Origin of the sequence: Marivita sp., assembly GCF_051859345.1 — a bacterium.
Classification (GTDB): Bacteria; Pseudomonadota; Alphaproteobacteria; order Rhodobacterales; family Rhodobacteraceae; genus Marivita.
Window position 1 is genome coordinate 22,299 of sequence record NZ_JBHYFV010000040.1, and the last position, 13,849, is coordinate 36,147.

The window sequence follows — 13,849 nt, forward strand, 5'->3', positions numbered from 1 at the left end:
CCCTACGCACGCGATCTGGCCGCGCGGGTGATGTCCCACACCGAAGAAGGCGGGATCGTTCTGGATCAGGCGCTGTTCTATCCCACCGGCGGCGGGCAGCCCGGAGACAGCGGCTGGATCGACTGGGACGGCCAGACCCTTGCCATCGCCACCACTGTCAAAGGCGGGGCGGGCGAAAGCGTACTGGTGCCCGCAGAACCGGCGCGACTGCCCCCTGTGGGCGCGCATGTCGTTCAGCGTCTGGATTGGGAGCGTCGCCACAAGCACATGCGGATTCACACCGCGCTGCATTTGCTGTCGGTGGTGATTCCCTTGCCGGTGACCGGTGGCTCCATCGGGGCAGGGCGCGGGCGGCTCGATTTCATGATGCCGGAGCCGCCGGAAGACCGCGATGCGCTTGAGGACGAACTGAACCGCCTCATCGACCGGGATCTTGTGGTCAGCGAAAGCTTGATCACCGATGCAGACCTGGAAGCGAACCCGTCCCTTGTCAAAACCATGTCGGTCCAGCCGCCGCGCGGCAGCGGCAGGATTCGCCTTGTGCGCATCGGAGACGGCCTGGATCAGGTCGACCTGCAACCTTGTGGCGGCACCCATGTGGCCCGCACCGGTGAGATCGGGCGGGTTGTCTTCGGAAAGATTGAAAACAAGGGCAAACAGAACCGGCGTGTCACTATCGCGCTGGATGAATGATGCACCGTTGGCTGTTTCCGGGAACGGGGCTTTTCCTGATCCTTGTCGGGGCTGTGCTGTTGCTCGACCCGCAAAGCTATCTCGGACTTTATGCCACGTCTTATGATCCCGGAATGGATTTTCCCGCGCGCCGGTTTTCCCCGGCCGTTCTTGCTTTGGGCGTGGTGTTGATCCTCGCCCGTACTTTGGAGCGCGGACCGTTTCTGACGTCGCTGTGCCTGATCAGCGGCCTGGCTTTTCTGGGCGTGGCCGCGACGGGCGTTCATGCTTGGACCAGCGGCACGGCCCGTCCGGCCATCCTTGCAGCGGCCACGATCGAGGTGGTGATCGCCAGCCTTTACCTGCTTGTCGCACGACGTATGTGGTCGCAGTGACGCAGAGTTATGATCTATCTCAACAATCACCCTTGCATCCCCCCAGCGCTTTCTTCTAAACACCGCCTCGGACAGGTGGCCGAGTGGTCGAAGGCGCGCGCCTGGAAAGTGCGTAGGCGGGTGACCGTCTCGAGGGTTCGAATCCCTTCCTGTCCGCCACTAAATTCAGCCAAGTGTCTGATTTTATTAATTTATATTACACATATTTCGGTTCGGGATACACTTCGGGATACACTATTCTTCCGTCGCCTTGCTTTGCCACTTAGCGCTACGTGATCGTCCATAAGGTGCTGACCAGATTTCTAAGCCTTTGCGGGGTTTACAGCGCGTCTCACACCGTCTCAAATTTTATTCAGGAATCACTCAGAGCGTTTCCAATCAGAAGTTGGAGTAGTGGATGGGCAAAATTGTGACTGCGGATATGGGCGATGAGCAAGATCCAGAAAATCGCGATCTGCCGGAGGAGACCAAGAAATTTCTCTCCTTGTTTGAAAGCGCCGTCCATCGTGCGAATGACCGGGAATGGAACAGGAAGCAGAACGCCTTCACCTTTGAAGAGGTTTTGGCAAACGTCACAGATGTCCTCGAAAAGCAGTTATTTGATAGACGAGCCCTCAACTCTCCTATGGCTCTGATTTTGAAAGGAAGTTTAGCCCTGCAGGAACTCTTCGAACCGCTGCCGCCAAATGAAGAAACCATCAAAGCAGCGATTGAATATGGTCTTGATGATCCAGTCGTTTTTGATGCTCTTCGAACGCTAGCTGCTCTCGGTTACGCTTCTATGTCACCGACGCTCAAGAAATTTCAAACGCAGTTTCTTGCGGGGATGATCGAGGTGCCCAAGAGCAAACGCGGACCGTCTGCTTTCAGGGACATCCACCGCAATACTATAATAGTCGGTCAGATTGAGCAGCTGAAGGCGATAGGAATAGCACCGACGCGTAGCTCGGCTACAAACGACGTGAGAAGTGGATGCGATATTGTTGCCCTCGCGTTAGAAAAAAATGGACAGGCAATGAGCTACTTCGCAATTGAGAAGATTTGGAAGAAGCGCGAAGAAGTTGCGCGCCCTGATTTTCTGGCAGAGATCCTCACAAAATCTCTCACGTCTGTCCGTCCCGAAAACACGTCGGACTAATTTTTCTTTTTCAAGTCCGATGCAGTCTCAGGCCACGTCTGTGAGTCTCCTGTCTGGTAGAGCAAGGAGACTGAAAAGTGAAAAAAAAATTATTTCAGCTATACGCGAGCGGTGCAGCGGTGTGTGCGAACACGTGTGTTGAACCTTTTGAGGTTTCTGACCTCCTTGAGAGTGACAAGTCGTTTGACGAAATGTGTTCGGTTCTTCCTGTCGCAACTGATCGCCTGCTCAGAGACATAGAGGCGGCCGCCATCATCGGCGTATCCAAGGCAACGTGGTGGCGCCGCGTTGCAGACGGGACGATGCCGCAGCCCATCCGAATTGGTTCAATCACGCGTTGGAAGCTGTCCGAGATTGCAGCGGCGATCGAGAGGCTTGCCAAGGAACGTCCCGATGCGCCAGAGCCTGACACGATCGCAGGTCCCTCCAAGTCCGAAGGCCAATCCAAACTCGACAAAGTTGATCTCCTGAAGAAGGAGACAAAGCAATGAGAAAGATGATTGAAGCCCCAACCGCGCCTGGACGCGCGATCGGGGCGAAACTGGATGCCAAGCAAGACGTCACAGGAACAAGACAAAAACAGAAAAAATCGAAAAGCGCAATGTCGCTTTTCGCAAAGCGGAACCACAAGAAAATTGCTCGCGCATTCGGCTTTGCGCTGACCTTAGGGTCCAATGCTGCGTGGTTCAAATTTGGATTCCTCCTTCAGGTGCGCCTGACTTCCCGTGAACGGGCTGCATTGGCATTCATGGCTCTCAAGTCGCTTGAACGTGGTGAAGCAATCAATGTCGCTCTTGCAGCAATTCCAGATGGAGCTGGGCCACCCATCCCACCGCTTTTGAATTTTCAAGACGAGGCAGTGTTTTGGAGCGACTTCGCAGAGCCCGAGGAACTGCAAGACTACGCAGCCGTGTGCTTTTTCTCCATGTCTGTCCGCGCGAAGTCTGACTTCATTCAAGATCTCATGAACTGGGTGGAAGCCAATGGCGTCTAATTTTGCCCACCTCGCAGAGCTTTTTGTTGAACATCGCACCCAGTTCCCGCGACAACGTTCAGATTGGTTGCCAACTGAATTTGTATGGCGTGATCCGTCGGCAATTCCACCCCGTCCGTGGGTCTACGGACAGCACCTGATCCGCAAACAAGTATCCGTGACAGTCGCACCCGGCGGCGTCGGTAAATCGTCTCTTACGATCTGCGAGGCGCTGGCAATGGCGTCCGGACGGGAATTGCTGGGCGACTGGACCGCACCGAACCTGAAGATCTGGCTCTACAATTTGGAGGACCCGCGAGACGAGATGAATCGTCGTATCTATGCGGCAATGCAACACCACAACGTCAGCCCCGATGAAATTGTGGGTCGCCTCTATGTGGACACGGGTCGGGAACGCCCTCTGACTACCGCGATCCAAACCCGCGAGGGCGTCCAGATCATCAAGCAAGAACTGGACGCTCTTGCGGATGAGATCAATGCACGTGGCATAGATGTGCTGGTGATCGACCCGTTTGTTTCGTCGCATCAAGTATCTGAGAACGACAACGGCGCGATCGACTTGGTGGTCAAAGAATGGGTGCGTCTGGCCGATCAGTGTAACTGCGCGATCGAACTGGTTCACCACACCCGCAAGACCAATGGCGAGGAAGCGACAACCGAAAGCGGGCGCGGTGCGTCGGCTCTACTGGCGGCGGCTCGGTCTGGACGTGTCCTGAACAAGATGAGCAACGAACACAAAGAGAAGGCTGGGGTTCTCGATGATCCCGCCACGTACTTTGCGGTTATCCGTGATAAAGCCAACCTCGCACCCGTCGGCGATCGTATCTGGCGTCGCATGGCATCGGTTGAACTGACCAACGGCGATAGCGTCGGGGTGGTTGAGGTTTGGACATGGCCGGATACCTTCGACGGTGTGACCGTCAAGGACCTCATGGCAGTGCAACATGCGATCGACGGCAAGGGGTTGCGCTATTCAGATCAAGTCAAAGAGGGCTGGGCCGGTGACGTAATGGCTGAAATTCTTGGCTTGGACGCCAAGTCCGACCGCAAACGAATCAAGCGGATTATCGAAACATGGCTGAGTAACGGGGCGCTGGTGAAGGGCGAGAAACCCGGCGCGCAACGCAAGCGTGTCGTGACATTGGAGGTGGGCGAATGGGCAACAGAATGATGTTCGCCACCACCCCAAAAACAGTAGTGGCGCAGGGTGGCGCAAATAGCAGTGATCCAGATGCGCCACCACCACCCCACCCTAAAGGGGGGGTGGGGTGGTGGTGCTGCGCCGCCTATTCGGCGCGTGCACTATGACCTTTTGTTTCCGCAACCGCGCCTCGAATGAACCCAAACGAGTTGAGAATAGCCAGTTGCCAAATGATTTGAGAAGATGCAATCCGACGTCCGGGAACCACTCAGCTCGGACTGGATCGATATCGGATGGCTTGGGCCTTTTGGTTCCGTTTGGTGTAGGGTCTTGCCGGCAAAAGACGCTGGTCTCAGTCTCATTGCGACCCCGATTGAGCAAAGAGTGACACGACATTTAGTTTAGATCCCAGCGACCATCACATGTCGAGTATCGAAGACCTGATTGGGATTAGTCAAACCTATGAACTGCGTCCGTTGGTCTGCGAAGCACAGTGTTGTGGGACCTACACATGCTTTTGATGGCTTGGCGGCGGCTTCTATCTGACAGACCCATTTCGACCGCCAAGAGTGATAATAACCCCGTCGAAAAGAGTTCGAAGGCATGGGAAAGCTATTTATCGCACCTCTTAGCGTTTTTTGTCTGTTAATTGATGAGCCCCATCGCCCTGGCGAGTTGATACAATGCTACAGACCGGTTTTGCATTTGTATGACAGGTCCGTTAGCACCCTGCCGAACACCGTCATAGAGAAGTGCAGCTTTAGCCGGTAATTCCCGTGTATCAGCGAGTTGCACGGTCGGAACGCCTAAGCCCTCACATTCCGGACATTCAGGGTTTGGTGCGTTAATTGCCTTGTATCCAAAGCCACCGGCGGAGCTAGGCAGGCTCGGATGGTCGAATTGATCGAAATCCGTGCAATCCATCTGCCGCGCTTTGCGAAATCTCTTCAGGACCGCGGCATTTCGCGCGTCCCGATACTCGCGTTCGGTGCGCCACTGATATTCATGTTTGAGGCCGTAGCAATACCTGCAACACGTCTTGATGATGGCCACCAAATCCCGCGCATCTGCGGTGGCAATCATCCACCAGTGACGCCTGACATCCTCTGCCCGGATCATCAGCGTGTCTTCAAGTCTCTGCAGCCCGAAGTCGATTGCTGCGGAAATACCAACATTTACCAACAAACGAGGGCCTTGCGTATTTGGGTGCGCGTACCCAGCGCGGCGCGCTGCATCTGTCGCATTCAACTCTTCAAGGTACGCAAGGACGAAGATCCGCTGCTTCCGCGTCAAATCATATGCATCCAGCCAACCTGTCTGCGAACTCGCACTATCGGTTGTGTCCAGCATATTCACCGCGTCAGCCCCGTTTCGTCACTTTGATGTTATAGGAAAATTGGTCTCTCGAACAATTGGATGATGGCAGCCGTTGTCCCCAACAGCCAAAGCTCATGCGATGTCCCATCTCACGGGGTTGACGTCCGCGCGCCAACCTGACGAGATCGAGGAAAGGCACCCTTCATTGAAATTTGCGAATGACATATCGGCTATTGTCGATGATTGGGTGGCGGCGCTCGGTTCCGGAAACTGGTTCTGGTTTCGACACATTGTATGCGAGCATAGAAGCTGACACCGCCGATTTAAACGTAGCGCAAGAACGTTGGTGTTGAAAAGCTTCGAGTGGTGCCTCGGCTTGGATTGCGCACGCTTAAATTGTATCACTGCGTCCATTTTCAATACCATTTCAGTTTCTGAATGTTACAAGGTGGCGTGGGCGGCGATTCCTCTGACAGCAAGATTAAATGGCAAATTGAGCGGCGGCGTGAGTTCATCGAACATCGTCTCTTCTGGCACGGACAAATCGGGCTTGCCGACCTGATTGATACGTTTGGGATCGCGCGCACTCAGGCATCGCAGGACATCAACAGCTACATCAATGCGTTTCCCGAGCATTTGACCTACGACAAATCTGCAAGGACCTATGTCTTGGGTCCTATGTTCTCAGCGCACTACGCCGACCTTTCGCCCAGCGCGCATCTTTCCAAGCTATTGGCCATATCTGCCGGTTTTCCTGTACATTTTCCGGACTGGGAAGTTTACGTCCCTGACATGCTGGCGCCTCCGATCCCGGCGCGTGGCGCCAAACCGGAGATCACCCGCTCTGTTCTGCATGCAATCGAACAGGGCAGGGCGCTGACGATCACATACCAATCGATGTCGTCACCGGATCCTTCTGAGCGCAGTATTGCACCGCATGCGCTGGCACATGATGGGTTCCGTTGGCATTGCCGGGCGTTCTGTCTGCGGGACCGGGACTTCAAGGATTTTGTGCTTGGCCGAATGCTTGCAGCCGATCTGGGCGACGCTGCCGATGTGGACTGGACCACGGACCTCACGCTCACCGTCGCGCCAAACCCGGCGCTTTCGGAAAACCAACAGAAGGTCATTGCCCTAGACTAAGGCATGGACGGCGGTTCAGCCCAGCTCACGGTGCGGCGATGCATGCTTTACTATGCGCTTCGGCGTCTGGGGCTTGATGCCGATCCATCGGCGCGCCGTGCGCAGGAACAGCACATCGTTCTCTTGGATGCGCAAGAAGTGTTCGGGGCCTTGGGCCAAGAGGTGCAATGGTGAACAAAGAAAAAGATCCGTACCGCATGTCTTTTGGGCTTGGCGGTGTTGGATGTCACTGAGAACTGACCCAGCAGCGGTCGAAAGTGTCACTGAGATTTGACCCATGTGGAATCTTGCCCCTGACGGGATTTGTCAGGGGATATTGGAGTGATCGACATGGGATTTTTGAGCGTCATTCGACGTTGGGCTTTGCGGGATAAGATGCCCATCCGCGAGATTGCACGGCGGACCGGGCTGTCTCGCAACACCATCAAGAAGTATCTTCGAGTGGGGATCGTTGAGCCCCAGTTTCAGACACCGGCGCGACCGAGCAAGCTGGACCCGTATGCAGAGAAGCTGTCAGGCTGGCTGGTGACGGAGCAGCGCAAGTCGCGCAAGGACCGGCGCACCGCCAAGCAGATGCACGCTGATCTGGTTCAGCTTGGCTATGACGGCTCGTATGAGCGGGTCGCAGCCTTCGTGCGGATCTGGAAAGGAGACCGGCAACGCGCGCAGCTGACGACGGATCGCGGGACATTCGTGCCGTTGGTGTTCCAGCCGGGCGAGGCGTTCCAGTTCGACTGGAGCGAGGACTGGGCCCATGTCGGCGGCGAGCGCATCAAGTTGCAGGTGGCTCACATCAAGCTGTCGCACAGTCGAGCGTTTCTGGTCAGAGCGTATCTGCTCCAGACGCATGAGATGTTGTTCGATGCGCACTGGCACGCGTTCCGGGTCTTCGAGGGCGTGCCGGGCCGCGGGATCTACGACAACATGCGGACGGCTGTCGACCGTGTGGGCGTTGGCAAGAAGCGCGACGTGAATGCGCGCTTCATGGCCATGACCAGCCACTACGTTTTTGAGCCCGACTTCTGCAATCCAGCCGCCGGCTGGGAAAAAGGCCAGGTCGAGAAGAACGTCCGCGATGCCCGCCACCGGCTCTGGCAGGTGATGCCGGCCTTTCCGGATCTCGATGCGCTGAATATTTGGCTTGAGGAGCGGTGCAAGGTTCTTTGGTCCGAGACTGCGCATGGCAGCCTGCCCGGCAGCATCGCCGATGCCTGGGAAGCCGAGAAACCCGCACTGATGCCCTTGCCCACAGCCTTCGATGGCTTTGTCGAGCAGAGCAAGCGCGTGTCGCCCACGTGCCTGATCACCTTCGACCGCAATCGCTACTCTGTGCCTGCCAGCTTCGCAAACCGCCCGGTCAGCCTGTACGTCTACCCTGAACGGCTGGTGCCGTGCTGAAAGCACGCCTTTGGCGTGACGGCCGAAGGGCACATGGTCTGCGAGCATCAGCGCATCATCGAGCGGTCACACCGGCAACCTGGCCGCGTCATCTATGACTGGCGACATTATCTCGCCGTGGTTCAGCGCAAGCCTGGCGCGCTTCGTAACGGCGCGCCCTTCGTCGAGATGCCAGAGGCGTTCCGTCAATTGCAAGAGCAGATGCTGCGCAAGCCCCCTCTCGCGCATGCAAGCATGCGCTGCCGGGCAGCGAGCGGCGATCGCGAGATGGTCGAGATCCTGTCCTTAGTGCTGCATCATGACGAGCAGGACGTGCTGTGCGCCGTGGAAATGGCGCTGGAGGCGGGCGTGCCGACCAAGACCCATGTGCTGAACCTGCTCCATAGGCTGGTGGATGGCACACCAACTGACCAGCCCGATGTGACGCCGCCTTCAAGTCTCGCCCTGAAGAAGGAGCCTGAGGCCAACGTTGCACGCTACGACGGATTGCGGGGAGGCAAACGCCATGCGTCATGATCCCGCCGGAGCCGCCATTGTCATCATGCTGCGCAGCCTGAAGATGGTCACTCCAAAGGCGTGCTTTCAGCATGACGCATGGCGCAGGCCGTGCATGACCTTATGGAACAAGGTGCCCCTGCGTTCGAGGCCGCCATGCCGATCCTGTCGCAACTGCTCAAGGCTGAAATGGCCGAGCGCGAGGTGCGCTCGATCGCGTATCACATGAAGGCGGCGCGCTTCCCGGCCTACAAGGACCTGTCCGGCTTCGACTTCGCCGTCAGCGAGGTCAACGAAGCCCTCGTGCGCCAGCTGCATCGATGCGAGTTCATGGACGCGGCCGAGAACGTGGTCCTGATTGGTGGCCCCGGCACCGGAAAAAGCCACGTTGCGACGGCCTTGGGCATCCAGGCCATCGAGCATCATCGCAAGCGGGTGCGCTTCTTCTCGACCGTGGAACTGGTGAATGCGCTTGAGCAGGAAAAGGCACAAGGCAAAGCAGGGAAGATCGCCGAGGCGCTGGTGAAGACCGAATTGGTGATCCTCGACGAGCTCGGCTACCTGCAGTTCAGTGCCTCGGGCGGTGCGCTGCTGTTCCATCTTCTCAGCAAACTATACGAGCGCACCAGCGTCGTAATCACCACCAACCTGAGCTTCAGCGAGTGGGCGAGCGTCTTCGGTGACGCCAAGATAACAACGGCGCTGCTCGATCGCCTCACCCATCGCTGTCACATCCTCGAAACTGGCAATGACAGCTACCGCTTCAAGGCCAGCTCCGAGACGGCGAAAAAGAAACGGAAGGAGCCAACAGCATTGACCCCATCATGAATTAGCAAACATAACGACCGGGCGGGTCAGATCTCGGTGACAATGCTGGGTCAGTTCTCAGTGACATCCAACAAAAGGGGTCTGGTGCATCGTCGATGTGCAATACGAGTTCTCAGACGATGCACGCATCTCGCCATGGATCCTGGAAGCCATCAAGCCGATCCAGATCGCCAAGGTGGACTACGAAGGTTTCAAGGCGGCGCGGGCCGCGTTCAGCACCGAGGAATGGATCGACATCCTAATGCAGAGCATCGGTTTCAATCCGGACGCCTTCGGCCATCGAAGCAAGCTGTTGCAGCTGATGCGGCTGATCCCGTTCGTCGAGCGCAATTACAACATCATCGAACTAGGGCCGAAGGGGACTGGTAAATCCCACATCTATTCTGAGTTCTCACCCCATGGTCAGCTGATCTCCGGGGGGGAGGTTTCGGTACCAAAGCTTTTCGTAAACAACTCCAACGGCCGCATCGGTCTCGTGGGTTACTGGGATGTCGTCGCCTTCGATGAATTTGCCGGGCGTGAAAAGAAGGCGAACAAGGCGCTGGTCGACATCATGAAGAACTACATGGCCAATAAGACCTTCTCGCGCGGCGTCAGTCCAATGGGCGCGGAAGCGAGCTTTGCCTTCGTCGGCAACACAGATCACAACGTGCCCTTCATGCTGAAAAACAGCGATCTATTCGAGGCGCTACCGGCGCAGTTCCACGACTCTGCGTTCATCGACCGATTGCATGCCTATCTGCCGGGCTGGGAGGTTGACGTCATCCGAAGCGAGATGTTCACGTCCGGTTACGGTTTCATCGTCGACTATCTTGCGGAAATCCTGCGGCATCTGCGCTCGGAAGACTTCTCCAACCGGGGGGATGCCTTCTTCAAGGTCAGCCAGCAAATCTCAACGCGGGATCGGGACGCGATCTTTAAGACCTTGTCTGGCTACATGAAACTGCTCTTCCCTGACGGCGGTGAAACGGAAGCCGATGTCGAGGACCTGCTGCGCTTGGCCATGGAAAGCCGCAAGCGAGTTAAGGATCAGCTGACACGGATCGACAGCACCTATCCGGACGTGGATTTCCACTATATCGGTTCTGACGGCGCGAAGCGTGCGGTGACGGCAGTTGAGGAAGAAGAGTTCCCACAGTTCTATCATCTCAAGTCGGCGCTCGACCCGAAAGAGCAGAACGCGGATGATGCCGCGGCAGAGCCGGGGCAGGGGGTTGCACCAGAACGAGATGCCTCTGCACCGCAAGACAAAGCGACAGGCACTCTTCAAGAACCGAAAACCGCGCAACCCGATGAAGGCCACAAGGTCTATGCCGAAAACCGAAAGGGCATCAGCTACGACATTCTGTTTGGACCCTACACCGACGGTGCCCAGCGCATCGTGGTTACCGACCCCTACATCCGGTTCTACTACCAAGCCCGCAACATGATGGAGTTTGTCGAAATGGTCATTCGACGGAAAGCCCCGGAGGACCAGGTAGCGGTGCATCTCGTGACAGGGCCAGACGATGGCAATGTTGCCCAGCAGCGCGAGTTTCTGGAGGCGATCAGCACAGCGTGTCTTGGCTCAGGCGTGGACTTCACCTGGACGTTCGATACATCCGGCACCGCCCATGCGCGCGACATTGTCACGGATACGGGCTGGAAGATCGTGCTGGATCGCGGGCTCGACATCTTCCAAGCGCCAGTCAAGTCGGGTGGGTTTTCGTTCGGGGACCGGTTGCAGGAGCATCGGATGGCGAAGGGGTTTTATGTGACGTATTTGCGGGAAGATGCGTGAGTAACGGTGGCGAGCACCTTGAAAACACCGGGTCCCGATTGCCTGATAGGCGTGCACAAATCAAGATTTCTGCACAAGAACCTTGATCAAATTGCGTAAAAGTTTGTCTTCGTGGTGCTTTGCGCGAACTGGAGAAGTGGGCCAACCTGACAGTCAACGGAAGTCGGCTGTTAAGTCCAGGCCATCGTCCATAGTGTTAAATTGATCTAAAAATGGAGAGTGCGCTATGCAGGTCGGGACATTGGCAATCCAGCATCTTTTCGAGAAGGACGTGCTATATCGTGTTCCGCTGTATCAGCGGCCGTACGTCTGGAAGCAGGATGAACAGTGGCAGCCGCTATGGGAGGATTTACGACGCCTTTCGGAAGACCTGCTGAGCGGGAAACAGCCCCGCTCGCACTTCTTGGGTGCGTCGGTGCAAGACCGGCCATCTGTACCCCCAGGACAAATTGAAACCCGTCTTCTGATCGATGGACAGCAACGGCTGACAACGTTGCAGCTTTTGCTGCGCGCTTTCGAGGATGTCGTGAAGCTTGAGGTGGATAGTCGCTATCATAAGGCAATCGGCAAGCTCATTCGCAATCAGCACCCGTTGAGCACCGAAGACTATGAGGGCTACAAGATTTGGCCCACGAATGCTGATAGGTACGACTATCAGACGGTGATGGAAAGTGCTGACCGCGTGGCTCTTCTAAAGGCCTATGGTATGAGGTCAGACGCAAAGTCTTTAGGTCGCAACATTCCAGATGGCTATCTTTTCTTTCATGATGCCATTTCCGAATGGCTCAGTGAGAATGAGGGCGCAGAAAAGGACAAGAAGATTCCGACCCTTTACAGCGCCGTGCGGGATAATGTGCGGCTGGTGGTCATTGACCTCGACGAAAAGGATGACGCGCAGCTGATTTTCGAGACATTGAACGCACGGGGCACACCGCTTTTATCAGCTGATCTCGTTAAGAACTCGCTCCTCAGTGAAATCCAGGACAACGGCGGCGAAGCGGAGAAGGCTTACCAGAAATACTGGCAGGCTTTTGATAAGGATGCGCCGTTCTGGCGAGCGGAGATCGGTCGCGGTCACGCTCGGCGCGCGCGGATCGAGATATTCCTTCAGCATGCCGTCACGTTGTTGACCGGTGACGACGTATCTGCTGCTCATCTTTACGCCGCATACCGCGATTTTGCGCTCGGACCGAATGCCGGATCGCCGGAGGAACGGATCAAGATTATAAAGAAATATGGTGAAATTTACCGTGGGATCGACAAGGGGCATGAAGAACCCCGTATCCAGACCTTTCTTGATCGTCTGAAAATCATGGATATTGGCACGGCCTATCCATTCTTGCTCAAGCTCTTCGATGTGCTTGATGCACGCGTCGATCTGCTGACAGAAGTGCTATCGGATATGGAATCTTTCCTTGTCCGGCGGATGGCCTGCCGTCTTAGTACGCGCGGATATAACCGCTTGTTCGTTGATCTCATTGGTGAAGTTGAGGGGGCACTAGATCAGATACCTCAAAGAATCCGGGATAACTTGCTTAGTCGAACGGCCGAGTTCGACAGGTGGCCGAGTGATGACGAGTTCAGGAAGGCGTGGGTCAATAACCCGCTCTACGAGAATCTAACGCGTCCGCGTTTGCGCTTGATCCTCGAAGCGATGGAAGCGGCGCTCCGTGGCGACTTCGCCGAAACCAAGGAAGTCCCGAAGAACCTGACTGTCGAGCATGTGATGCCCCAGAAATGGCAGGCACATTGGCCGTTACCTGGCGAGACTTCAGAAGTCGAGGAGGCCCTTCACAGAGATGAGCTGATCCACACGATCGGTAACCTGTCATTACTCAACGAGAAGCTAAACCCTGCGCAATCAAATAAGGCTTGGGTTGTCGTGGACGATCCCGATGGTGGCAAGAGGGAAGCTTTGGAAAAGCACAGCGTACTTTATCTGAACAAACGCCTTTGTGAACAGGGCAGTTGGAGCGAAGCAAAGATCAAAGAGCGATCTTGCGAGCTCTTCGACAGCGCCAAGAGGATTTGGCGCTTACCAAGCGTCAAAAGTTAGAGCACTTTGTTTCAGTTTGAGCAGTGCTCAACAACAGGCGTAAAAACTTGGTATTCATCTTCTTCTAAGGGAGAATGGAATGGCAATTTTTGCACGCAACTTATGCACGCGTTAAGTGCCTGAAATCAAAGTGCCCACTGACGCGTGCAAAATTCGTGTTTTTTGCACGCGGTCACCTCCGAGGATCATTGGTAGCCAGGCTCCAACTCTGAAAGCTTTTATTTAAAGCATAACTTCTGGCTTGTTCTGCTTTAGAGGTCACCCCAAGTGTACAGCATGGCCAATTTTGAAAAACAATTCGTTGAGAAGGCGGCTCCGGAGTATTGGTACAGCTATGCCCAAGAACTCGCGGAGACGGCCGACACGATCTATCGAAGATCAAAGGGGCAGTGGATCGCTTACATCCACCAACAAGCTGACGGTTCGACGAAAACTGAACGCCGACCGTTTGTGTCACGTCCAGTTTTGCTGCTCTATGGGCTGTCCTTTGAA

General features: G+C 55.8%; 13 protein-coding genes, 1 tRNA gene and 1 pseudogene. 14 read left to right on the forward strand and 1 reads right to left on the reverse strand.

Annotated features, from left to right (window positions below; translation table 11 throughout):
- Positions 1–30: 30 nt before the first annotated feature.
- The 7 genes from ACTIEN_RS18615 (at position 31) to ACTIEN_RS18645 (ending at position 4,370) form a co-directional block, all read left to right on the forward strand.
- Positions 31–693, forward strand: coding sequence for an alanyl-tRNA editing protein (locus ACTIEN_RS18615; RefSeq protein WP_439524668.1), 663 nt, complete (start codon positions 31–33; stop codon positions 691–693).
- Positions 693–1,067 (forward strand): hypothetical protein, encoded by a 375-nt coding sequence (locus ACTIEN_RS18620; RefSeq protein WP_439524654.1) that lies wholly within the window; start codon positions 693–695, stop codon positions 1,065–1,067. The genes ACTIEN_RS18615 and ACTIEN_RS18620 overlap by 1 nt, the downstream gene beginning before the upstream one ends.
- Before the next feature lie 69 nt (positions 1,068–1,136).
- Positions 1,137–1,226: transfer RNA gene (locus ACTIEN_RS18625), tRNA-Ser, on the forward strand.
- A 238-nt stretch (positions 1,227–1,464) separates the two neighbouring features.
- Positions 1,465–2,205, forward strand: a complete 741-nt coding sequence (locus ACTIEN_RS18630; protein ID WP_439524655.1) for a hypothetical protein — start codon at positions 1,465–1,467, stop codon at positions 2,203–2,205.
- Between the two features lie 77 nt (positions 2,206–2,282).
- Positions 2,283–2,696, forward strand: a complete 414-nt coding sequence (locus tag ACTIEN_RS18635) for a helix-turn-helix transcriptional regulator (protein ID WP_439524656.1) — start codon at positions 2,283–2,285, stop codon at positions 2,694–2,696.
- Positions 2,693–3,199, forward strand: coding sequence for a hypothetical protein (locus tag ACTIEN_RS18640; RefSeq protein ID WP_439524657.1), 507 nt, complete (start codon positions 2,693–2,695; stop codon positions 3,197–3,199). Before ACTIEN_RS18635 ends, ACTIEN_RS18640 begins: the two co-directional genes overlap by 4 nt.
- A complete protein-coding gene (locus ACTIEN_RS18645) occupies positions 3,189–4,370 on the forward strand; it encodes an AAA family ATPase (RefSeq protein ID WP_439524658.1) in 1,182 nt (393 codons plus the stop codon). Before ACTIEN_RS18640 ends, ACTIEN_RS18645 begins: the two co-directional genes overlap by 11 nt.
- 615 nt (positions 4,371–4,985) lie before the next feature.
- Here the strand turns inward: ACTIEN_RS18645 and ACTIEN_RS18650 are convergent.
- Positions 4,986–5,690: a terminase small subunit gene (locus ACTIEN_RS18650; protein WP_439524659.1), complete on the reverse strand. Its 705-nt coding sequence runs from the start codon at positions 5,688–5,690 to the stop codon at positions 4,986–4,988.
- Positions 5,691–6,110: 420 nt separating this feature from the next.
- Here ACTIEN_RS18650 and ACTIEN_RS18655 point away from each other — a divergent pair, with 420 nt between their 5' ends.
- The 7 genes and pseudogenes from ACTIEN_RS18655 to ACTIEN_RS18685 form a co-directional block, all read left to right on the forward strand.
- The gene (locus ACTIEN_RS18655; RefSeq protein ID WP_439524660.1) at positions 6,111–6,800 is read left to right on the forward strand and encodes a helix-turn-helix transcriptional regulator; all 690 of its coding nucleotides are present in this window, start codon (positions 6,111–6,113) and stop codon (positions 6,798–6,800) included.
- Positions 6,801–6,842: 42 nt separating this feature from the next.
- Positions 6,843–6,974, forward strand: coding sequence for a hypothetical protein (locus ACTIEN_RS18660; protein ID WP_439524661.1), 132 nt, complete (start codon positions 6,843–6,845; stop codon positions 6,972–6,974).
- A gap of 156 nt (positions 6,975–7,130) precedes the next feature.
- Positions 7,131–8,714, forward strand: a pseudogene (gene istA / locus ACTIEN_RS18665) (IS21 family transposase).
- Between the two features lie 78 nt (positions 8,715–8,792).
- Complete coding sequence (istB, locus tag ACTIEN_RS18670) at positions 8,793–9,521, forward strand: IS21-like element helper ATPase IstB (RefSeq protein ID WP_439524662.1); 729 nt, start codon at positions 8,793–8,795, stop codon at positions 9,519–9,521.
- Positions 9,522–9,618: 97 nt separating this feature from the next.
- Positions 9,619–11,301 (forward strand): BREX system Lon protease-like protein BrxL, encoded by a 1,683-nt coding sequence (gene brxL, locus ACTIEN_RS18675; RefSeq protein ID WP_439524663.1) that lies wholly within the window; start codon positions 9,619–9,621, stop codon positions 11,299–11,301.
- Positions 11,302–11,527: 226 nt separating this feature from the next.
- Positions 11,528–13,357, forward strand: a complete 1,830-nt coding sequence (locus ACTIEN_RS18680) for a DUF262 domain-containing protein (protein ID WP_439524664.1) — start codon at positions 11,528–11,530, stop codon at positions 13,355–13,357.
- Positions 13,358–13,633: 276 nt separating this feature from the next.
- Positions 13,634–13,849, forward strand: a 216-nt coding sequence (locus ACTIEN_RS18685; protein WP_439524665.1) for a hypothetical protein, incomplete at its 3' end; no start/stop codon positions are given.

What these genes read in the sequence shown, in the direction of transcription:
- ACTIEN_RS18640 (WP_439524657.1), top strand. Translation starts at nt 2,693, where the DNA reads ATGAGAAAGATGATTGAAGCCCCAACCGCGCCTGGACGCGCGATCGGG.
- ACTIEN_RS18660 (WP_439524661.1), top strand. Translation starts at nt 6,843, where the DNA reads ATGCTTTACTATGCGCTTCGGCGTCTGGGGCTTGATGCCGATCCATCG.
- istB (WP_439524662.1), top strand. Translation starts at nt 8,793, where the DNA reads ATGGCGCAGGCCGTGCATGACCTTATGGAACAAGGTGCCCCTGCGTTC.
- ACTIEN_RS18620 (WP_439524654.1), top strand. Translation starts at nt 693, where the DNA reads ATGCACCGTTGGCTGTTTCCGGGAACGGGGCTTTTCCTGATCCTTGTC.
- ACTIEN_RS18645 (WP_439524658.1), top strand. Translation starts at nt 3,189, where the DNA reads ATGGCGTCTAATTTTGCCCACCTCGCAGAGCTTTTTGTTGAACATCGC.
- ACTIEN_RS18650 (WP_439524659.1), bottom strand. Translation starts at nt 5,690, where the DNA reads ATGCTGGACACAACCGATAGTGCGAGTTCGCAGACAGGTTGGCTGGAT.
- ACTIEN_RS18680 (WP_439524664.1), top strand. Translation starts at nt 11,528, where the DNA reads ATGCAGGTCGGGACATTGGCAATCCAGCATCTTTTCGAGAAGGACGTG.
- ACTIEN_RS18615 (WP_439524668.1), top strand. Translation starts at nt 31, where the DNA reads ATGTCCCACACCGAAGAAGGCGGGATCGTTCTGGATCAGGCGCTGTTC.
- ACTIEN_RS18630 (WP_439524655.1), top strand. Translation starts at nt 1,465, where the DNA reads ATGGGCAAAATTGTGACTGCGGATATGGGCGATGAGCAAGATCCAGAA.